Source organism: Gymnodinialimonas mytili (genome assembly GCF_037544085.1).
GTDB classification, from domain to species: Bacteria; Pseudomonadota; Alphaproteobacteria; order Rhodobacterales; family Rhodobacteraceae; genus Gymnodinialimonas; species Gymnodinialimonas mytili.
This window is the reverse complement of the sequence record NZ_JBBIFW010000005.1, coordinates 157,042-176,554: the sequence shown is the minus strand read 5'-3', so window position 1 is coordinate 176,554 and position 19,513 is coordinate 157,042. Positions and strand designations below refer to the sequence as shown.

Annotated in this window: 23 protein-coding genes and 2 tRNA genes; 8 read left to right on the top strand and 17 right to left on the bottom strand. The window is 62.6% G+C overall.

The features are described 5' to 3' along the window. Positions 1-175 precede the first annotated feature (175 nt). Positions 176-1,228 (top strand): leishmanolysin-related zinc metalloendopeptidase, encoded by a 1,053-nt coding sequence (locus V8J82_RS19055; RefSeq protein WP_339977629.1) that lies wholly within the window; start codon positions 176-178, stop codon positions 1,226-1,228. Positions 1,229-1,424: 196 nt separating this feature from the next. Here V8J82_RS19055 and V8J82_RS19050 read toward each other — a convergent pair. Both V8J82_RS19050 and V8J82_RS19045 read right to left on the bottom strand, forming a co-directional pair. Beyond that, a tRNA-Tyr gene (locus tag V8J82_RS19050) sits at positions 1,425-1,508 on the bottom strand. Positions 1,509-1,587: 79 nt separating this feature from the next. Then, on the bottom strand, positions 1,588-1,935 hold the full coding sequence (locus V8J82_RS19045; RefSeq protein ID WP_339977627.1) for a VOC family protein: 348 nt from the start codon (positions 1,933-1,935) through the stop codon (positions 1,588-1,590). A gap of 77 nt (positions 1,936-2,012) precedes the next feature. Here V8J82_RS19045 and rlmB point away from each other — a divergent pair, with 77 nt between their 5' ends. The 5 genes from rlmB to V8J82_RS19020 all read left to right on the top strand — a co-directional run bounded on the left by rlmB (position 2,013) and on the right by V8J82_RS19020 (position 5,217). After that, entirely contained in the window at positions 2,013-2,798 is a 786-nt protein-coding gene (gene rlmB / locus V8J82_RS19040) for a 23S rRNA (guanosine(2251)-2'-O)-methyltransferase RlmB (RefSeq protein ID WP_339977625.1), read from the top strand. A gap of 5 nt (positions 2,799-2,803) precedes the next feature. Continuing rightward, entirely contained in the window at positions 2,804-3,109 is a 306-nt protein-coding gene (locus V8J82_RS19035) for a hypothetical protein (RefSeq protein ID WP_339977623.1), read from the top strand. 97 nt (positions 3,110-3,206) lie between these two features. Further along, the gene (locus V8J82_RS19030; RefSeq protein ID WP_339977621.1) at positions 3,207-3,671 is read left to right on the top strand and encodes a YHS domain-containing (seleno)protein; all 465 of its coding nucleotides are present in this window, start codon (positions 3,207-3,209) and stop codon (positions 3,669-3,671) included. Between the two features lie 155 nt (positions 3,672-3,826). Then, entirely contained in the window at positions 3,827-4,297 is a 471-nt protein-coding gene (locus tag V8J82_RS19025) for a CoA-binding protein (RefSeq protein ID WP_339977619.1), read from the top strand. Next, positions 4,294-5,217, top strand: coding sequence for a hypothetical protein (locus V8J82_RS19020; protein WP_339977617.1), 924 nt, complete (start codon positions 4,294-4,296; stop codon positions 5,215-5,217). Before V8J82_RS19025 ends, V8J82_RS19020 begins: the two co-directional genes overlap by 4 nt. Here V8J82_RS19020 and ybiA read toward each other — a convergent pair. Genes ybiA through hisF form a run of 4 tightly spaced genes read right to left on the bottom strand, consistent with a single transcriptional unit; the run spans position 5,159 to position 7,079 of the window. Next, positions 5,159-5,611 (bottom strand): riboflavin biosynthesis intermediates N-glycosidase, encoded by a 453-nt coding sequence (gene ybiA / locus V8J82_RS19015; protein WP_339977615.1) that lies wholly within the window; start codon positions 5,609-5,611, stop codon positions 5,159-5,161. The genes V8J82_RS19020 and ybiA overlap by 59 nt on opposite strands. Beyond that, positions 5,604-5,912 carry a phosphoribosyl-ATP diphosphatase gene (locus V8J82_RS19010; RefSeq protein ID WP_339977613.1) on the bottom strand — a complete coding sequence of 103 codons (309 nt, stop codon included), beginning with the start codon at positions 5,910-5,912 and terminating at the stop codon, positions 5,604-5,606. Before V8J82_RS19010 ends, ybiA begins: the two co-directional genes overlap by 8 nt. After that, complete coding sequence (locus V8J82_RS19005) at positions 5,902-6,321, bottom strand: hypothetical protein (protein WP_339977611.1); 420 nt, start codon at positions 6,319-6,321, stop codon at positions 5,902-5,904. The genes V8J82_RS19010 and V8J82_RS19005 overlap by 11 nt, the downstream gene beginning before the upstream one ends. Beyond that, positions 6,318-7,079, bottom strand: coding sequence for an imidazole glycerol phosphate synthase subunit HisF (gene hisF / locus V8J82_RS19000; protein WP_339977609.1), 762 nt, complete (start codon positions 7,077-7,079; stop codon positions 6,318-6,320). The genes V8J82_RS19005 and hisF overlap by 4 nt, the downstream gene beginning before the upstream one ends. 108 nt (positions 7,080-7,187) lie before the next feature. On the opposite strand from hisF, the gene V8J82_RS18995 reads away from it, so the two are divergent. Beyond that, positions 7,188-7,634 (top strand): DUF302 domain-containing protein, encoded by a 447-nt coding sequence (locus tag V8J82_RS18995; RefSeq protein ID WP_339977607.1) that lies wholly within the window; start codon positions 7,188-7,190, stop codon positions 7,632-7,634. A gap of 70 nt (positions 7,635-7,704) precedes the next feature. Here the strand turns inward: V8J82_RS18995 and V8J82_RS18990 are convergent, their stop codons facing one another. Both V8J82_RS18990 and hisA read right to left on the bottom strand, forming a co-directional pair. Next, positions 7,705-8,076, bottom strand: coding sequence for a hypothetical protein (locus tag V8J82_RS18990; protein WP_339977605.1), 372 nt, complete (start codon positions 8,074-8,076; stop codon positions 7,705-7,707). Further along, complete coding sequence (hisA, locus tag V8J82_RS18985; RefSeq protein ID WP_339977603.1) at positions 8,073-8,789, bottom strand: 1-(5-phosphoribosyl)-5-[(5-phosphoribosylamino)methylideneamino]imidazole-4-carboxamide isomerase; 717 nt, start codon at positions 8,787-8,789, stop codon at positions 8,073-8,075. The genes V8J82_RS18990 and hisA overlap by 4 nt, the downstream gene beginning before the upstream one ends. Before the next feature lie 145 nt (positions 8,790-8,934). Between hisA and V8J82_RS18980 the strand changes: the two genes are divergently transcribed. Next, positions 8,935-9,330 carry a DUF2147 domain-containing protein gene (locus V8J82_RS18980; RefSeq protein WP_339977601.1) on the top strand — a complete coding sequence of 132 codons (396 nt, stop codon included), beginning with the start codon at positions 8,935-8,937 and terminating at the stop codon, positions 9,328-9,330. 53 nt (positions 9,331-9,383) lie between these two features. On the opposite strand, the gene V8J82_RS18975 is transcribed toward V8J82_RS18980, so the two are convergent. The 9 genes from V8J82_RS18975 to V8J82_RS18935 form a co-directional block, all read right to left on the bottom strand. Continuing rightward, the gene (locus V8J82_RS18975) at positions 9,384-9,812 is read right to left on the bottom strand and encodes a hypothetical protein (RefSeq protein WP_339977599.1); all 429 of its coding nucleotides are present in this window, start codon (positions 9,810-9,812) and stop codon (positions 9,384-9,386) included. A gap of 137 nt (positions 9,813-9,949) precedes the next feature. Next, positions 9,950-10,591 (bottom strand): imidazole glycerol phosphate synthase subunit HisH, encoded by a 642-nt coding sequence (gene hisH / locus V8J82_RS18970; protein WP_339977597.1) that lies wholly within the window; start codon positions 10,589-10,591, stop codon positions 9,950-9,952. Positions 10,592-10,658: 67 nt separating this feature from the next. Further along, positions 10,659-11,246, bottom strand: a complete 588-nt coding sequence (gene hisB, locus V8J82_RS18965; protein ID WP_339977595.1) for an imidazoleglycerol-phosphate dehydratase HisB — start codon at positions 11,244-11,246, stop codon at positions 10,659-10,661. Positions 11,247-11,493: 247 nt separating this feature from the next. Continuing rightward, positions 11,494-13,068 carry an ABC-F family ATP-binding cassette domain-containing protein gene (locus V8J82_RS18960; RefSeq protein ID WP_339977593.1) on the bottom strand — a complete coding sequence of 525 codons (1,575 nt, stop codon included), beginning with the start codon at positions 13,066-13,068 and terminating at the stop codon, positions 11,494-11,496. A 173-nt stretch (positions 13,069-13,241) separates the two neighbouring features. Beyond that, positions 13,242-13,316 (bottom strand) — tRNA-Gly (locus V8J82_RS18955). 98 nt (positions 13,317-13,414) lie between these two features. Next, positions 13,415-14,233 carry a metallophosphoesterase gene (locus V8J82_RS18950; RefSeq protein ID WP_339977591.1) on the bottom strand — a complete coding sequence of 273 codons (819 nt, stop codon included), beginning with the start codon at positions 14,231-14,233 and terminating at the stop codon, positions 13,415-13,417. Between the two features lie 126 nt (positions 14,234-14,359). Continuing rightward, the gene (locus tag V8J82_RS18945; RefSeq protein WP_339977589.1) at positions 14,360-15,013 is read right to left on the bottom strand and encodes a DUF2314 domain-containing protein; all 654 of its coding nucleotides are present in this window, start codon (positions 15,011-15,013) and stop codon (positions 14,360-14,362) included. Beyond that, positions 15,010-15,999 carry a hypothetical protein gene (locus tag V8J82_RS18940; RefSeq protein WP_339977587.1) on the bottom strand — a complete coding sequence of 330 codons (990 nt, stop codon included), beginning with the start codon at positions 15,997-15,999 and terminating at the stop codon, positions 15,010-15,012. The genes V8J82_RS18945 and V8J82_RS18940 overlap by 4 nt, the downstream gene beginning before the upstream one ends. 28 nt (positions 16,000-16,027) lie before the next feature. Further along, positions 16,028-19,468 carry a pyruvate carboxylase gene (locus V8J82_RS18935; protein WP_339977585.1) on the bottom strand — a complete coding sequence of 1,147 codons (3,441 nt, stop codon included), beginning with the start codon at positions 19,466-19,468 and terminating at the stop codon, positions 16,028-16,030. Between the last annotated feature and the right edge of the window lie 45 nt (positions 19,469-19,513).

Here is a 19,513-nt window from a genome sequence, read left to right as displayed (position 1 = left end):
TCGGGCGAGGGCTCGCTCAAATTCGGCGGGACGTCGCACGCAAATCGGGGGCCTGTCCGGCCCCCTTTTCTCAAGTTGCGGAACGGCTGTCATCTGGGTGCCATGGTGGGTCGGGAAGCGGGGCTTCGGCCACTGCGCGGTCCGCAACCTCGCAGGTTCACAAGGAGAGACGATCATGTTCAATCCAACTGACAACACGGATATAGAGGCATTTTGGGACACGATCCAAGAACGCTTGGATGGCGCGTCGTGGAATTGGAACGACATGGCTACGGAGTGGGACGATTGGCTGGACCGCTATTGGCCCGAGCCTGATCCGGACCCCCAACCGACCCCGATCCCAGAGGCCGCGCCCCTCCCCGGTCCCACGCCGATCCCCGACGCTGACCCCGACAGCACACCCACTGCCGACCCGACATCCGGGCCCCCGTTCGAACCCAGCATTCCGGCGCCGGAGCCCACCTTTCAGCTCTTGGAGAGCTACACGTCCGGCCTCGGCTCCAATGGCGTTGAGAGCAACTTCAACATCACTGTCGAATTCCTGGGCGAGTGGACGGCAGGATTGCAAAGCGCTTTCATCACAGCCTCGGACTACCTGTCTTCTCTGATCGTGGGCGACGTGCAGGATCTGACCGCTGCCGATGGCAGCGTGATTGATGATATTGTGATCACCGCCGAGCTTCTGGATCTGGATGGCCAGGGCGGCGTATTGGGGCAGGCGGGCCCGACTGAGCTACGGGGGCAGACCTCATCGGATGCGTTTTTGCCCAGCAAAGGCGTGATGTCCTTTGACGAGGCCGATGCCGAAGGGCTGAACCAATCGGATGGCTTCACCAATGTCGTCGTGCACGAGATGATGCACACGCTTGGCTTTGGCACGTTGTGGGATTTCTTTGGCCTGACGTCAGGATCAATCGCGCAGGACACGCTTGCCTTCACCGGCGACAACGCGCTGGCCGCCTACATTGCCGAGTTGGACAGCCAGGGCCAGGACACGTCCGGCATTTTCGATGTGCCCCTTGAAACTGACGGCGGGCCGGGCACAGCGGGCGGCCATTGGGACGAAGAGGTGTTCACCGATGAGCTGATGACCGGCTTTCTCGACGATGGCGCGACGATGTCCGGTCTGTCCGTCGCCTCGTTGGAGGATATGGGCTATGACACGGTCTTCACGCTCGGCAATCCGGGCGCCGCGATGCCGCAGGTGGACGATTTCTTGTTCGCGTAGCATCCCACATTCCACGTGCTGCCGCGTTTTCCCGTGGCGGCACGCTATCTTATTGGCGCCAACGCTTCAGCGACGCAAAGAATCAACGCATGCAGAATTGCGGGACACTCTGCTGCTAACCCATTGAAAACAATAGGGCCGAATAGCGATGGTGCGGGACGCTACGCCATTGATTCTATTGGATTTTACGGGATAATGGTGGGCGACCCTGGAATCGAACCAGGCGTGCGTCTCCGCGAGGGAGTTACAGTCCCCTGCCACACCTTGCGGCCTGTCGCCCATCCCGCTGCACATGATTTCTGCGCAACGTTGGAGGGGAATTATCGATGCGCGCGGGGGGGGTCAAGCCTCAAACCGGCTCAAACCGCCATGATTTTCAGTGCATTTCCATCGGGGTCGGTCAGCTCCAGCGATTGGCTGCCATCGGCATTGTTGTGCAGCGCGGCATCGGGGGCCTGCGGCACGATCCGGGCAAGGATCTCAGGCAGGGCCTCGGCGCCCAGATGAAAGTCCAGATCATGGCCTGGCACGCCATGCCCGCCGCCTTTGCCGGGCACGTAAAGCGCCACAGGCAGGTCGGAGAGCATGAATTGCACCCAGCCGAATTCCTCAGCTTCAAAGACGGGGTCGCTGTCGAAGAGTACGCGGTAAAACGCGATCGCACGTTCAGCATCTGTGACGGGGATTTTGAGGGCGGCGAGTTTCATGGGATCCCCTAAGGCGGCGTGCGGCTGCAGGTTGCACTCCGCCGGTCCCTCGCGCAAGGTCGCGCGCGGAGGCTGATATGGCAAAAAAACCGACCTGGGTGATCGAAAAAGAGCGTGGGCGCCGGGCGGCAGCGGCGGAAACGTTGTGGCTGTTTGGTCTGCATGCGGTGCGTGATGCGCTCAGCAATCCCGCGCGCGAGGTGCTGCGCCTTGTGGTCACAAAAAATGCCCAGGATAAGCTGGCTGAGGCCATTGCCGCCCGCGGTCTGACCCCTGACATCGCCGATCCGCGCAAGTTTCCGGTGCCGCTTGATCCGGGTTCGGTGCATCAGGGCGCGGCGGTGGAGGTCAAACCGCTCGATTGGGGCGATTGGCGCGCGCTGGCCCGCGGCGATGGGGCGGTGCGTTCGGTGGTTGTGTTGCTCGACCGGGTCTCGGACCCGCATAATGTCGGCGCCATCCTGCGTTCGGCTGAAGTGTTCGGCGCCCGGGCCGTCATCGCGCCCGCCCGACATTCCGCACCGGAGACCGGCGCCTTGGCCAAGACCGCTTCGGGCGCGCTGGAGCGCATGCCTTATATCCGCGTCGGAAATCTGGGCGACGCGATGGAGGCGTTGAAGGCAGACGGGTTTTGGATGGTGGGTTTGGCCGAGGAGGGCACCCAGACAATCGATCAGATCGCCGATACCCATGCGGAGGCGCATATCGCCCTTGTCATGGGCGCCGAAGGCCCCGGCCTGCGCGAGCGGACGCGCGGGCTGTGCGACCAATTGGCGAAAATTCCCTTCGCGCGCGATTTTGGGTCACTCAACGTCTCAAATGCCGCCGCGGTGGCCCTATATGCCCTTGGAGAAAGGGCCTAAAAAAGATGCCACACAACACCAAGATTGCCACCTGTTCCTATTGCGGACGGCGCCAGACGCTGCAGTTCACCGCGCGCGGTGGCCATGAACTGGCCTGCGGGGCCTGCGGCGCCCCGATCCATGAGATGAAGTGGCTGAAACCGCCCGAGAAACGGCGCGAAAGCGTCAAGCGTAGCGAGCCGCATCGCGCGCCCCATGGCCACGATCTGCCCCACCGTCCGAAAAAGGGCAAAAAGCGCAAGCGGCGCAAGCCGATGTGGTACCGGATCGCGGAAGAAGCCTTTGACGTGATTGAGGATATTCTGGACTGAGATAACGGGTTCTCACGGCTGCGTCAGGACGGGTGGTCTAGGCGGCGGCACGTCGCCATATCAGCGCCACACGACACGCTTCAACAGGAAAACACCTATGCTGACACGCCGCACCACCCTGGGCCTGATGGCCGCCGCCGCCCCCGTCGCTTTTCTGGCGACACGCGCCAGCGCATCCGAGCCAGAGATCTTTCAATCAGACGGGCTCGCCATCGGTGGCGCCGATCCCGTCGCCTATTTTGACCTGGCGGAGGATGCGGATCCCGTCATCGGCAGCGCCGATCATACCTTGGATTGGTCCGGCGCGACCTGGCAGTTTGCCAGCGCTGAAAATCGTGCTGCGTTTGAGGCCAATCCAAGTGCCTATGCGCCGGCCTATGGTGGATATTGCGCCTATGCTGCGGCGCGGGGCACGGTCGCCTCGACGGTGCCCGAGGCGTGGTCGGTTGTCGATGGGCGCTTGTTCCTGAACTATTCCATCCGCATTCGCCGCCGGTGGTTGCGCGAATTGCCCGAAGCCATCACACTCGGCGATGAGAATTGGCCCGGCCTGGTGGGGTGATCACGATTTTGTCGGTCCCCTAGGCAAATCGCAGAGGGGACCCCATCTATGATCCAGGAGACGCGGTTCGGAACACCGCGCCCCATCACTGTCCCTCGTTCCGCACTCGCGCCCGCGCTCCAAGATGCGGGCGCGTTTTTTGTGCGGCGGCTCTTATGACGCAAACCCCGTCAGATGACTTGCTGCGCCATGTTCTGCGCAGTTTCAGAAGCTTCGCTTGCGTGGGCGTCTCGCCCAATCCGGTTCGACCCAGCCATTATGTCGCGCGCTATCTGAAGCTGCGCGGTTACCGCGTGATCCCGGTCAATCCGGTGCATACCGGTAAAGAGCTATTCGGCGAAACGGTGGTCGCCGATCTGGCGCAGGTGGGGCAGGCCGATATCATCGACATCTTTCGCCGGCCCGATGCCGTGCCCGAGGTGGTCGATGCCGCCCTGGCCATGTCGACCCGTCCCAAGGTGATCTGGATGCAGATCGGCGTGACCCATGCCGAGGCAGCGGCAAAGGCCGAGGCAGCGGGGTTGATCGTGATCCAGAATCGCTGCCCCAAGATCGAATATCAGCGTCTGTTTGGCGAATTGCGGATGGGTGGGTTCAATACCGGCGTGATCAGCTCAAAGCTATGATCCGCGCCACGGTTCTGGCCGTCGCGCTTGGTCTGATCGTCGTGCCGATATCGGAATTGATGTTCTGGCCCGTGGCCATGTGGCGCGTTCCGGGATTGCTGGCGGTCTACGGGCTCGCCGCCCTGTTCTGCATGGCCTGGACCGAGCCTCTCGGCGTGCGCGGCTGGATCGTCATCGTGCTGGCGGGTGGGATTTTTGGCTGGCTGATTGAGGGTGTGATCGTCGGTGAGGCCTATGAGGCGGTGCCGTTTTCGCTGATCTGGACACCTTTGGCCTGGCACATGCTGTTGAGCGTGGCGGTTGGCGTCGCCATTCTGCGCATGGCGCTGCTCGCGCAGTCGGTTTGGCCCAGCCTTCTTACCTTCGCGCTGCTCGGCGGTTTCGCGGGGCTGTGGGGCGCCTATGGCTGGACCGCATTGGAGGTGGACCTGACCGGGCAGGGGATGGGTTTCATGTCGCAAATCTGCCTTGCCGCAATGATGCTGGTGTTCGGTCATCTGACACTTGATCACCTGCCGGATGGCACGATGCCGAACGCGATCCGCTTCGCTCTGAGCGGCCTTGCGGCGCTTGTCTGGCTGATTGCCTGGGGCTTGCCCTCGGGCGTTGTTGCTCTGACCGTGCCTCTCTTGATCGGTGTCAGCCTCTGGGGTCTCGCCCGGCTTGGCGGCCATGGTCCGATCCGTTGGGGCCGCGTGCCGCCGCGCCGGTATCTTGCTGCGTTTGTCCTGCCCGCAATTGCGATCCCGATACAGAACTGGGTCAAAGACGCGGCCTTTGTTGCCGAGATCAATGTTTTGGTCGCTATGCCGTCCGTCGCACTCGGCGCCGGTGCGTGGCTTTGGGCGATGATCTCTGCCCTCAGAGCGCGTCGCGCAACTCCGCCCGGACACGCATCAGGATCTCGCCCAGGCGATTGAGCCCCTGGCCGTCGGGTCCGCAGCCCCAATAGGCATCCATCGGCGCGTTTTCAACGATCCGCGCCTCGCCGGTGCCCAGCAGCAGATCCCGCGGCCCGGCATGGGTTCGGAATTTCTTCGACACGGCGTCATACATCACACCGTCCTTGACCTCCTCCCAATCGGGGCGGAGGGGCAGGGCCCGCGTCATGCCAAGCGCCTTGGCATCCTTCGGCTTCGCGGCGCGGCGAATCTGCTCCGCATAATCGGGATCGCCGAATTTCTGGGCCTGGAAATAATGCTCAACCGTCGACCAATAGACGCCGTCCATCTCAACCCCATAGGGCGCGAAGTTGGAGAATTCCGAATAGGCATCGGTCTGCGCGTAGAAATAGATCGTATCGGGCTCAGCCACGGCTGGCCTTTTCCGCAAGACCCGATTGCGCGCTGCGCCTGGTCAATTCCGCTTCGATATCGGCGAGGCTCACATCGCGGGCGGCACACATGACAAGCAAATGATACAGCGCATCGGCGGCTTCGGCAGTCAAGGCGGCCTTGTCGCCTTTGACCGCCTCGATGATCGCTTCCACGGCTTCTTCGCCGAACTTCTCGGCGCATTTTTCAGGGCCCTTGGACAGCAACTTCGCGGTCCACGAACTGTCTGGGTCGGCCCCTTTGCGCGCCGCGATGGTGGCGGCCAGCGTTTCAATGCTCATGCTGCAGATCCTTCAAACGGGTGTCATGCATCAAAATGGCGTCCAGCATCGCAAATGCATCCTCGGCGAAGCGGGTGTCCAGGATATCAGACCGATCCAAATGTGTCGCGTCGCCCTGGCTCGGCCCCGAACTCAGATCCGCGAGCCGGAAGCCGTTATGGTCCTTGCTCCAATCGGCGCCGAACACCCACCTTTGCCCTGGCGGAGCCTCCGACGACCAATCGCCGTAACCGAGCACGAAGCGGGGCAAGCGTTCGGGATGGGCGGCGCTGTAGCGCACGGAATAAAACGCCAGCCAGCCGTTTTGATCCTTCAGGTCACCGGTCAGGCGGAGTGTCGTTCCGCCGCAGCAGGCGCAGCGGGTCGACGTGTCTTCGCGCTCTTCAACGATGATCTCGCCGAGGCTCATACCATCCTCATCGGAATGCCCGCCGCCGCCATATGGGCCTTGGCCTCGCCGATTGTATAGGTTCCGAAATGGAAGATCGAGGCGGCCAGGACCGCGCTGGCGCCGCCCTCCGTCACGCCCTCGACCAGGTGATCCAGCGTGCCCACCCCGCCCGAGGCGATGACCGGCACCGGCACGGCGTCACTGACCGCGCGGGTCAGGGGCAGGTTGAACCCCGCTTTTGTGCCATCGCGATCCATTGAGGTCAGCAGGATCTCACCGGCGCCCATCTCGACCACTGTTTTCGCGAAGTCCACCGCATCCACGCCAGTGGGTCGGCGCCCGCCATGGGTAAAGATCTCCCACTTGCCGGGTGCCACGGTTTTCGCATCGATGGCCACGACAATGCATTGCGACCCGAACTTGTCGGCGGCCCGCGCCACGCAGGTCGGGTCGGCCACGGCGGCGGAATTGAAGCTGACCTTGTCGGCGCCCGCGAGCAGCAGATTGCGTACATCATCTGTGGTCCGTACGCCGCCGCCAATGGTCAACGGCATAAAGCATTGCTCGGCCGTGCGGGTGGCCAGATCATACATCGTGCCACGGTTTTCGTGGGTGGCTTTGATGTCGAGAAAACACAGCTCATCCGCGCCCGCAGCATCATAGGCGCGGGCCTGTTCGACGGGGTCGCCCGCATCGATCAGGTCTACGAAATTGACACCTTTGACGGTGCGGCCCTCGGCCACGTCGAGACAGGGGATGATACGCGTTTTCAACATGATGGCGGGTTTAGGCCGAAATCGCCGCGCGCGAAAGAGTGATTGGCCGTTTCAGCCGAGGTCTGGTTCATCCCAAATCGGCAAATGCCCAAATTTGGAGAGACGAAGATGACCCGTTTGATGACCGCGATAGGAGCCTTGGTGATGGCAGCGACGCCCGTATTGGCCGATGATTTTCAGGAACGGCGCAGCGCCGATGACGTGGCCACGACGATGGACCGTCTGGTCGCCGCGGTGGAAGGCGCCGGTGCCACGGTGTTTGCCCGGGTGAACCACGGTGCGGGCGCGGCAAGTGTCGAGTTGGAGCTTGTGGATGCCGAATTGCTGGTCTTTGGCAACCCGATGCTGGGCACGCCCGCGATCCAGGACGATATCCGCGCCGGATTGGTTCTGCCCCTGCGCGTGCTGGTCTATGGCGATGGCGACGGGTCGGTGATCACCTGGGAAACGCCGGACTCGATGTTCGATGATTTGGAGATCGAAGATGACGCGCCCTATATCGAGCGGATGAATGGCGCGCTGGATAACCTGACCGCGGCAGCGGCGGGCGAGTGACGGGTCTGGGACGGGGAGACGCTTGTGCGTGCCGCACGTCGCCCCTCCCACCGTCCCGCATGGGGGTTTCTCACGATGACCCCTGGTTTTGCCGCCGCCGGACAACGATTTCGGTTATGGTGGCGGCAATCAACAGCAACACGCCGTAGAGGATCCCGCCGAAAAAGCTCAGCAGGGCGACACTGCTGATCGTATTGGCGAGGTCATCGGCGATTGGCGTGCAATTGCGCCAGCCATAGAGCACATCGCCGTCACAGGCCGCATCCAGTCCATTGAGGGACAGGAAGGCCGCCGTTAGCCAAATGGCCCAGGCGATCCCGCTGAGGCGCAGGATGCGCGAAAGCCGCGCGCTGGCGCTTTGGGCGCCCCAGAAAATCGCGAGCCCACAGCACAAATAGACCGGCAGCATGATCACCACAAAGCCGATCAGCAGATCGCTCATGCAAGCGCCTTCAGGGCCTCGCTCAGATCCAGCGCCCCGTCATAGAGGGCCCGGCCCGAGATCGCGCCGGCGATCACGCCGGTGTCTTTCAACGCTTCCAGATCCGCCAGTGAGGACACACCGCCCGACGCGATGACAGGGATCGATGTTGCGCGTGCCAGATCGGCCGTTGCCTGCACATTCGGGCCGCCCATGGCGCCGTCGCGGTCGATATCGGTGTAGATGATCGCCGCCACACCCGCATCTTCGAAGGCCTGCGCCAGATCGGTGACCATGATGTCGGTCTCCTCGGCCCAGCCCTTGGTGGCCACCTGGCCTTTGCGCGCGTCGATGCCCACGGCGACTTTGCCGGGGAAGGTCCGCGCCGCTTTGCGCACCAATTCCGGGTCTTCCACCGCCACGGTGCCCAGGATCACCCGCGCGATGCCCTTGTCGAGCCACATCTCAATCGTGTCCATATCGCGGATGCCGCCGCCCAATTGGGTGGGCACGTCAACGGCCTCCAGGATGGCCTCAACGGCGGCGGCATTCACCGGCTCTCCGGCAAAGGCGCCGTTCAGATCGACCAGATGCAGCCAGGCACAGCCCGCATCCTGAAACACGCGCGCCTGATCGGCTGGGCTGTCGCTGAACACAGTGGCCTTGTCCATGTCGCCGCGCAGCAGGCGCACGGCCTGGCCGTCTTTCAGGTCGATGGCGGGGTAAAGGATCATGGCTTGGCCTGCGATTTTGCGACGTTGGGGCTGCTTTTCCCGCACATAAGTAGAACGTGCAAGGGCCGTGCGCCGCCACGTCATGCTTGCCAGCGCACGGCCAAACCCGCCACGGTCCGGCCCAGAGGAGACTTGGGAGGATATTATGATCAAAACGACACTTCGCGCTGCGGCGCTTGCGGTTCTGGCAATGACAGGCGCGGCGATGGCCGACCCGTCCCACGGGGTGTGGCAGACGGAACCTGATGAGGGCAGCTTCGCACATGTGCAGCTGAGCGCCTGTGGCTCAGCGGTCTGCGGTACCATCATCCGCACGTATGAAAACGGCGGCACACCCTATCAGAGCCCAAATATTGGCCGCCAGATCGTGATCGATATGGCGCCCCAGGGTGGCGGCGAATATGAGGGCTCGGTGTGGCGCCCCTCAAACGACCGCATCTATATCGGTCGGATGAACTTGAACGGCGACCAGATCACTTTGCGTGGCTGCGTGGCGGGCGGGTTGATCTGCGCACGGCAAACCTGGGTTCGGGTGCAATAACTAAGGATGCGGGGCCTTAGAGCCCCGCACCCCTTGGGGTTGAAGGGCATAATTTAGCTGCGTTGCAATGGCTGCCAGCGGCTCAGGCGGATCTCTGCGCCTGTGGACACGCTGCGCGCAACTTGCGACTGGGAAGCGCACGAGATCAACTCGCCACCATGTGTGGTCTGGGCCACCGCGCATAATCCAGCGCCGCCACCGTATACCTCACCGCGGTAGATCGGATAGTCGGTGTTGCGCACTGGATAGATGTCTGCAACCAGGTCGCAGGTGAACTCTAACCCATTGGGGCCATTGGCATATTGCGCCAGCGATTGAACGCCGCCGTATTGGGTGGGCACGTTCACGTCCAGATCAAAGACATAATCGCCACTGAAACAGCTGGCGCCGGAATACCCGTTCGCGGCAACTTGTGTGGTTGTTGTAGGCGTACAGGCGGCCAGGCCGATAAGCACCAGAGAAACAAAGAAAAAACGAAGCATTGGAAAACCTTTTCTTGGGAGGGATCACGTATTCGTGAAGCCTAACCGGATGGTCGGCTGTGTCACCCCGGAAATCTCGTTTTCAGGTACAGATGTCGCAGGTCACGCGCCCGGGGCCCGCGCTTTGCATCTGAAATCTAGGGCGCCCATTGCAGAAAATTCGCGATCAGACGCAGGCCGGCGCTCTGGCTTTTTTCCGGGTGGAATTGTGTGCCGATCATCGTGTCGCGCCCCACAATTGCGGTGACATCGCCGCCATAATCGACATGGGCGAGGCGTTGCGCGGGTGTTGCGACCTGCATGGCATAGGAATGTACGAAATAGGCGTGATCGCCCGTCGCGATCCCGTCAAGCACGGGGTGATCCGCGCCCTCCACGATCAGGTCGTTCCATCCCATATGCGGGATTTTCAAAGCCTTATCATTGGGTTCGATCCGCTCCACCTGGCCATCGATCCAGCCAAAGCCCGGAACCTCTTCATATTCCAACCCGATGCGCGCCATCATCTGCATCCCGACACAGATGCCGAAAAACGGGCGGCCGCGAGTTTCGACCGCGTCCAAAATCGCCTCCTCCAGCCCGTCGATGGCCTGCAATCCGCGGCGACAGGCCGGAAAGGCACCGTCCCCCGGCAGGACAATGCGGTCGGCGCGCGCCACGACATCCGGATCTGCAGTGACGACCAGCGTCCCCGCGTCGGTTTCCGCCGCCATGCGCTGGAACGCTTTCTCGGCGGAGTGCAGATTGCCCGCATCGTAATCGATCAGAGCGATGGTCATAGAATGGCCCTTTCGAAAGCCCGAAAGCTACGCAAATTGATCCGCTGACCCCAAAGGGATCCGGCACCTACAAGCTGCCCTTGGTCGAGGGGATGGCATCGGCCTTGCGCGGGTCGACGTCAAGCGCGTCGCGCAAGGCGCGCGCAACGGCCTTGAACGCCGCCTCCGCGATGTGGTGGCTGTTGATCCCCGCCAATGCGCTCACATGCAGGGTGATGCCACCATGGGTGGCCAGCGCCTGGAAGAATTCGCGCACCAATTCTGTGTCGAACGTGCCGATCTTTGCGGTGGGAAAGTCCACATCCCAGACCAGGTAGGGCCGCCCGGACAGGTCCAGCGCAGCGCGCACCAGTGCGTCATCCATCGGCAGGTGACACTCGCCATAGCGCCGGATGCCGCGCTTATCGCCCATCGCTTGGGTCAGCGCTTGCCCCAGCGCGATGCCGACATCCTCGACGGAGTGGTGATCGTCGATATGCAGATCGCCATCGCAACGCACCACCATATCGATCAACGCATGGCGCGACAATTGATCCAGCATGTGGTCGAAGAACCCCACACCGGTTTCATTGTCGTAGCGGCCCGTCCCGTCGAGCGTGATCTCGACCGAGATGTCTGTCTCGGCGGTCTTGCGGGTGATCTGCGCCTGTCGCATCGGAAATCTCCTGTTCTCCGGCGCGCTTATAGGCGGCGCGGCAGGGCGGGGGAAGGCCGCGCAGGGCGGTTTGCGCGGCGCTGTTGCCGTTGCGATAGATGCGTGCCCTACGACTTTGCCAATAGGTCATCTGCGGGACGGGGCAAAGGCACGCTCTGCCAGAATCGGTCACGCGGACAACGGGCTCTGCAAGGCATTGGCCCGGCCGGGCAAGTTTCGGCCCATGGCTGCGTTGCGTAGCCCGATGTCAGAGCTCGATCTGTCGGTCCCAGTGCAGGTTGCGCCGAAACGCGGCGTCGTGGCTGACCACCAGAAGCGCGCCGTCATAGGCCTTCAGGGCCGTTTCAAGCGCGGCGATCCCGTCGAGGTCGAGGTGGTTGGTCGGCTCGTCGAGGATCAGCAATTGCGGTGTCGGCGTCGCACCCAGTGTGCAGGCAAGACCCGCCCGCAGGCGCTCGCCGCCGCTCAGATCACCGCCCAGGATCTGGGCCTGATCGGCGCGAAAGCCGAACCGTGCCAGCGCCGCATGCGCCTGATGCGTGTCAGCGGTCGGGTTCAGGCGCTGGAAGGTGCCAAGCAGGCTGCCTTTGGGATCCAAAAGGCGCAGATACTGGTCAAGCAAGGCCCACGGCACCGAAAGTGTGACCTGCCCCGTTTGGGGTGCAAGCTGGCCTGTGAGCAGCCGCAACAGCGTGGTCTTGCCGCTGCCATTGGCGCCGGTCAGCAGGATCCGCTCCGGTCCCGTGACCTGCAGTGAGAGATCGCAGATCACGGGCATGTTCCCATAGCCGCCGGTCACGCGATCGAGCCGCAGAACCTGCTTGCCCTGTGGCAGATGGCTGGGCGGGATCTCCATACGCACCGGCTGAATGATCTCGACCTGCGCGCGCACCTCGGTCAGGGCGTGATCGGTGGCCTGCTGCCGCGCCTCACGCAGGCGAATGCCCGCAGCGCCCGAGGCCTCCGCTCGAGCCTTTGCGGCGTCCAGCAGCATCTTGGGCTGATCACCTCTGGCACGGGACCGGCGCCCGGCGGCATCCTTACGGGCCTTGCGCTCAGCGGCCTGTTGGGCGCGCCGGGCAGCCTCGGCCTGGCTCTTCTGAGCGGTGGCGAGCGCGTGCTCGGCGGCCTGCAATTCGACCTGTTTTTGTGCGCGATAGGCGGTGTAATTGCCGCCATAGCGGGTGGCGCCAAGTGAAGTCAGTTCGACAATGGCATCCATCTCGTCCAACAGGGCGCGGTCATGGCTGACGACCAGCGCGCCCGAGGACCAATTGCGTAGCACGTTAAATACCGCCGCGCGCCCGGCCTGATCCAGGTTGTTGGTCGGCTCGTCGAGCAACAGGATATCCGGCTCAGTGAAGATCAGGGCCGCTAGGGCCGCGCGCGTCCGTTGCCCGCCCGACAGAGCGGCCAGCGGCGCGTTAGGGGGCACCGGCAGGTCACATTGCGCCAGAGCGGCGTCGATCCGCGCGGGCAGTGTCCAATCGGCATTGGCAATATCGTCGAGGCTGGCACGTCCGGCCTCGGCCCGGTCCAGACAGGCAAGGGCCGCGGTGACACCAAACAGGTCGGCAATGGTGTCGTCGGGACTGCGCGACACCTCTTGGCGCAGTAGGGCGACGTGACCTGAGACGTTGATTTGGCCGGACGTTGGCGCAATTTCACCGGCGATCATCCGCAAAAGCGTGCTTTTGCCGATGCCGTTGCGCCCGACGATCCCGACGCGCTCAGGTCCGAAGACCACGTTCAGATCGGTGAACAGCGGTGACGTGTCAGGGGAGGAGAGGGAGAGGTTTGATAGGGTGATGGATGCAGGCATGGGGATGTCCGTCTCGCAGGGAAACCGTATGGGTCTGGGCGGCGAGATGGCGATCCATGATGCTGATCCTTCGACTGATATCGAAGCTCAGATAGGCGCCGAGAGGGCGCAATGCAACGGGTCAAATGCGCGTGGATTTGCGATGATATCCTGTCCGTTGGAAGGAGGACATCTGGAGCGGGTGAGGCGATTCGAACGCCCGACCCTTACCTTGGCAAGGTAATGCTCTACCCCTGAGCTACACCCGCTCTCTTGATGTGCAGCGGTATCTATAAACACTTTGCGGAGGGCGCAAGGGGGAAATCTTGCCTTTTCGCGGATGTTTTTGTCGGGCCGCTCTGGCGGGCTAGGCGTAGCGCGAGATGTCGCCGGTGCTGAGCGCGAAATCCTCGCTATGCAGCACGATCGCGCCGTTCAAGGACAGCAGGATGCCGTAGGCGCCGGGCTCATCGACCGAATCCGCCGACGTCCCACCGCCCAACATCATCGGCATTTGGTGACAGGTGCTTTTCAGGATGCTGACGGGTAGGCCATCGGCGCTGGCCATGATGGTGCGGTGAATATGGCCGCAGATCAGGTGTTTGACTTGGGGGGAGCTGCGCAGGCGGCGCAGGAGGGCATCGCCATTGGCAAGCCCGATCGCATCCATAGCCCAAAAGCCGGTCGGGCAGGGCGGGTGATGGCAGGCTACGACGACATCGCGCGCCTCCGTGGCTGCGCGGGCCAATTCCGCCTCCAACCACGCCAGCCGCAGATCGCATAGCCAACCGTCATGACCCAGCTTGGCCTTGCCGTCATAGTCGAACGTATCCAGCAGCAAGATCCGCAGCGGGCCCAGATCCAGCGCGGCCTGGGCAAAGCCATGCTCGTCCACATCGTTGCGGAACGCGGCGGCAAAGGGCTTTGGCAGGTCGTGGTTGCCCATCGTCGCCGCAACGGGCAGGGGGCAGTCGCGCAGCGCAGAGGTCAGGCGGGCATATTCCTCGGGCGCGCCGGTATGGGTCAAGTCGCCCAGCAGCAAGATCTGCGCGGCATCGGGATGGCGGGCCAGGGCATGGGCCAGCGCCTCTTCGAAGCGCGCCAGGGGGTCGAGCCCGATGATCGTCTCCCCCGCGCGGGTAATGTGCATATCGGTGAAGATCAGGGCTTTATGCGGCACGTCCATGGAGGGACGTTGGCGCAGGCCGCGTTGTGGGGCAAGGGCGCGCTGTATTTTCCAGCGCTGGCGCCTGGGGCATGTGTCGGGTGTGCCTCCGGCGGGAGTTTTTTGCCAAGATGAAAGACGCGCGCCCTAGCGCCAATCCTCGGGCACCGGATTGGGTGCGAGGCTTTGCAGGATGTATTCATTGCCAGGCTGCGCCGCGATCACGCGGGTGGTGTAATTGCCTAGGCTGCCTTGGGGTGTCGACAGGCTCCAATCCTGGATCGCGCTGGCGGGGAAGCTGACCAGATCACCTTGTTGCCAAGTGCCGAGATTGTAGGGCTGATTGTTCAAGACGCCCTCAAAGGTGCCATCGGGCAGGCGGCGGAATTGCCCAACCCAGATGATTTCGTTTCCGACATTTTCGGGGAAGGTTTGGAAACTGACCTTGATTGCACCCGCCTGGGACATTCCGTTTCCATCCATCACCTGATCGAAGAACAACGGCAGCGTCGCCTGTGCCTCGGCAATTGCGGCGTTCATCGTCATGTCGCTGGCATCGAAGAATTCCAGGCCATCCGGCGCTGTGGGCTGCACGGGGTCGGGTTTTTCGGCCAGGGCAGGGGCGGCGGTCAGGATCAGCAGCAGCGGAAGAATGCGGAGCATGGGTGCGCTTTCACGTGTTTGTTTGAAGTCCAGATTATGCAGCGCGGAATACGTCACGAAACCCCGCATGTCCCCCTCGGCAAAATCCCGCGGAAGGGCGGCGCGCCAAGACCGGTGGAGGGTCTGAGGTGATTTCATCCGTTGAACCTGTCGATAACCTCGCGCGCGGCGGGGCTCGACTGGCCGTAGCTGACGATTGAGATATCCAGATCAACCGAGCGGACCATGCGCAACGCGCGCAACATCGCATCGACGATCCATGCGTTTTTGTTTCCAAACGCGCCACCGCCCAGCATCGTCAGGAACACCCTGTTGTTTCCCGTGTGCTGCGCGTTCTTGACGGCGGATAGCATGGTGGCCTCATAGGCGGCTTCCAAGACCAGTTTCGCGAAAGCTTGCCAGTGGTCGTGCCCGTGGGGGCTATAGGCGACGGGCAGCGCGCTGCAATAGACCTGCGTCACGCAGTGACCAGCTCCGGCTAGCGTCACTTCCGTGCCCTCCTGGATCCCGACCCGCAGCTTGGCGCGCAGGGCGTCCAACTGCACATCAGACATAGGGGCCAAGACGTTGTTCAGGGCCGCCAGACCGCCCGCGGTCGACAGCGCATAGCCGTTTTGCATGACCCAATAGCCGTTCTGGTCATTGTTCAGGGCCGCGCCGATATCGGCCAGGCAGTCGATTTGCCTGTCGGCGCTTTGCCCGAGACCGCCGCGCACGGGGTGGAAATAAGTGCGGTAGATCGTGCCTGCCCCGCACGCCACGGCGCAGGCTGGTCCTTGCGTGGGATCATCCGCGTAGCGCGTCACGCCGTCTTCGGGCCTGACAGAGGGGGCAATCATTTCGAGCAGATTGAACTGCGATGCGACCTGAAACAGCGCCCCCGCATGGTTTGGGTCGCGGTGCAGAAACTGAATATCGGCGACACATTCGGTGAGCGTCGCTGGCCCATTCTCGGGCAGCGTCTCAGCTCGCAGCTCGGCCAACGAAGGTGTCGTCAGCGTCCCGATTTCCGCGCGTCTTGCGGTCGCGGTCGAGACCAGGGTGGTCCCTTCGACCGACAGAAGATCTCTGACCGATTGTGGCGTCTCAATTGCGATGCCAGTCAGATCGGAAAACCATGTCATAGTGTTGGCGACCGTGTTCTCTCGCGCTTTATTCCAATTCCACCAGCAGATCCTTGGCGTCGATCTGACCGCCGGGCGTGACGTGGACGGCTTTCACCACCGCGTCCCGCTCGGCATGGAGCCCGGTTTCCATCTTCATCGCCTCGATGGTCAGCAGCAACGTGCCCGCCTTGATCTTCTGGCCCGCCTGCACGCCGACGCTGGCGACGACGCCCGGCATTGGCGCCCCGATATGGTTGGTGTTTCCGGCCTCGGCCTTGGGCCGTTTCTGCGAGGTCGCGGCGATCAGCCGGTTGGGCACGCGGATCGTGCGCGGCTGGCCGTTCAACTCGAAGAAGACCCGCACCTCGCCCTCGTCATTGGTCTCGCCCAAGGCTTGCAGGCGGATCACCAACGTGACGCCGGGATCGATCTCGGCCTCGATCTCTTCGCCCGGTTCCATACCGTAGAAGAAGGTCTTGGTCGGCAGGGTCCGAACCGGGCCATATTCCTTGTGGCGGGTGGCGTAATCGGTGAAGACCTTGGGATACATCAGATAGCCGTTCAGATCCTCGTCATCGATCTCCATATCCAGTTCGGCCGCTAGATCGGCGCGGGTGGCATCCAGATCGACAGGCTCAAGATGCTTGCCGGGGCGTTCCAGATTGGGTTTCTCGCCCTTCAGTACCTTCTTGACCAAAGCCTTCGGGAACCCGTTGGGCGGCTGACCCAGATTGCCGCGCATCATGTCGATGACGCTGTCTGGGAACGACACCTCGGTCTTCGGGTCCTCGACATCGGTGCGGGTGAGCCCTTGGGAAACCATCATCAGCGCCATGTCGCCCACCACCTTTGAGGACGGTGTGACCTTCACGATATCGCCGAACATCTGGTTCACGTCGGCATACATCTGGGCCACTTCGTGCCAGCGTTCTTCCAGCCCCATCGACCGTGCCTGGGCCTTGAGGTTAGTGAATTGCCCGCCGGGCATCTCGTGCAGGTAGACCTCAGACGCAGGGGCCTGCATTCCGGATTCAAACGCGGCGTAGTGGGCCCGCACGGCCTCCCAATAATCGCTGATCTGCCGGATCGTGCCGATATCCAGACCGGTATCACGCTCGGTGAAGCGCAGGCTTTCCACGATGGTGCCAAGCGTCGCTTGCGAGGTATTGCCGCTGAGCGCGTCCATGGCGCAATCGACCGCATCCACGCCGCCTTCGGACGCGGTCAGGATCGTCCCGCATGCGCTGCCGGCTGTGTCGTGGGTGTGGAAGTGGATCGGCAGATCCACGGCGTCTTTCAGGGCAGGGATCAGCACTTCGGCGGCGGCGGGGCGCAACAGACCCGCCATATCCTTCAGGCCCAGAACATGGGCGCCCGCAGCCTGAAGCTCCTTGGCCATATCGACGTAATATTTCACGTCGTATTTCGCGCGTTCGGGGTCGAGGATGTTCCCGGTATAGCAAATCGTGCCTTCAACAATCTTGCCGGTCTCTCCCACCGCATCCATCGCCACGCGCATGTTTTCGACCCAGTTGAGGCTGTCGAACACGCGGAACACATCGACGCCCGACGCCGCGGCCTGTTTGACGAAGCCCTGCACGACATTATCGGGATAATTCGTATAGCCGACGCCATTGGAGGCGCGCAGCAGCATCTGGGTCATGATGTTCGGCATCGCCGCGCGAATGTCGCGCAGGCGCTGCCAGGGGCATTCCTGCAAGAAACGGTAGGCGACATCGAACGTGGCGCCGCCCCAGCATTCGACACTGAACAACCCGCTGAGGTTCTGGGCGTAGGCCGGCGCAATCTTGATCATGTCGAGCGACCGCATCCGAGTGGCCAGAAGCGACTGGTGCCCGTCGCGCATCGTGGTGTCGGTGATCAGAAGCTGCTTTTGCGCCTTCATCCAGGCGGCCACGGCGTCGGGGCCTTTATCGTCCAACAGGTTGCGGGTGCCGGGCGGCGGCGCATCGACCGACACCTTGGGCGCGCGGGGCGGTTTGATATCGGCATGCGGCATCGGGCGCCCTTCAGTTTCGGGATGCCCGTTCACGGTGATATCGGCGACATAGCGCAGGATCTTGGTGGCCCGGTCGCGGCGCGGACGGAAATCGAACAACTCCGCCGTCTCGTCGATGAATTTCGTATGGTATTGGTAGTTCAGGAAGGTCGGGTGCTTCAGCAGGTTCTCGACAAAGGCGATATTGGTGCTGACGCCGCGGATGCGGAATTCGCGCAAGGCGCGGTCCATCCGCGCAATGGCGGCTTCGGGCGTGGGGGCCCAGGCCGTCACCTTCTCAAGCAGACTGTCATAATAGCGCGTGATCACGGCGCCCGAATAGGCCGTCCCGCCGTCAAGCCGCACGCCCATCCCTGTGGCGGAGCGATAGGTGGTGATGCGTCCGTAATCGGGGATGAAATTGTTGGTCGGATCTTCGGTCGTGACCCGGCACTGGATCGCGTGGCCGTCGAGCTTGACGTCATACTGGCTGGCCACGCCCGTGGCGGCAGCCAGCATCTTGCCCTCGGCAATCAGGATCTGGGCGCGCACAATGTCAATCCCGGTCACCTCTTCGGTGACGGTGTGTTCGACCTGAACCCGGGGATTGACCTCGATGAAGTAGAATTTGCCGGTCTCCATATCCATCAGGAACTCGACCGTGCCCGCGCATTCGTAATTCACATGCTCGCAGATCTTCTTGCCGAGCAGGCAGATTTCGTCGCGTTGCATATCGGTCAGGTAGGGGGCGGGCGCGCGCTCGACGACCTTCTGGTTGCGCCGCTGGACCGAGCAATCGCGTTCATAGAGGTGGTAGATATTGCCATGGCTGTCGCCCAGGATCTGCACCTCCACGTGGCGGGCGCGCGTGATCATCTTTTCCAGATAGCCCTCGCCATTGCCAAAGGCGGCTTCGGCTTCGCGGCGGCCTTCGCGGATCTTTTCCTCAAGCTCGTCTGGGCCGCTGATCGGGCGCATCCCGCGCCCGCCGCCCCCCCAGGAGGCTTTCAGCATCAGGGGATAGCCGACCTCCTCAGCCTCTTTGGCGATCTGTGCCATGTCATCGCCCAAAACGTCCGTCGCGGGGATCACGGGCACACCCGCTTCAATCGCCACACGCCGCGCGCTGGCCTTGTCGCCCAGGGCGCGCATGGTTTCGGCCTTGGGGCCGATGAAGGTGATGCCATTGGCCGCGCAGGCATCAACGAAATCGGGATTTTCGGACAACAGACCATAGCCAGGATGGATCGCGTCGGCACCGCAGGCTTTTGCGACCCGAATGATCTCTTCGATGCTGAGGTAAGCGGCAACCGGCCCCAGGCCCTCGCCGATCTTATAGGCCTCATCTGCTTTGAAGCGGTGCAGGCTCAGTTTGTCCTCTTCCGCATAAACGGCGACCGTGCGTTTGCCCAGCTCATTGGCGGCTCGCATCACGCGGATTGCAATTTCGCCGCGGTTGGCAATCAGGATCTTTTGGAATTCAGCCATGGCAACAGTCCCTTCGCAGTTGCAGCATGGGATAGTCGCCACGGG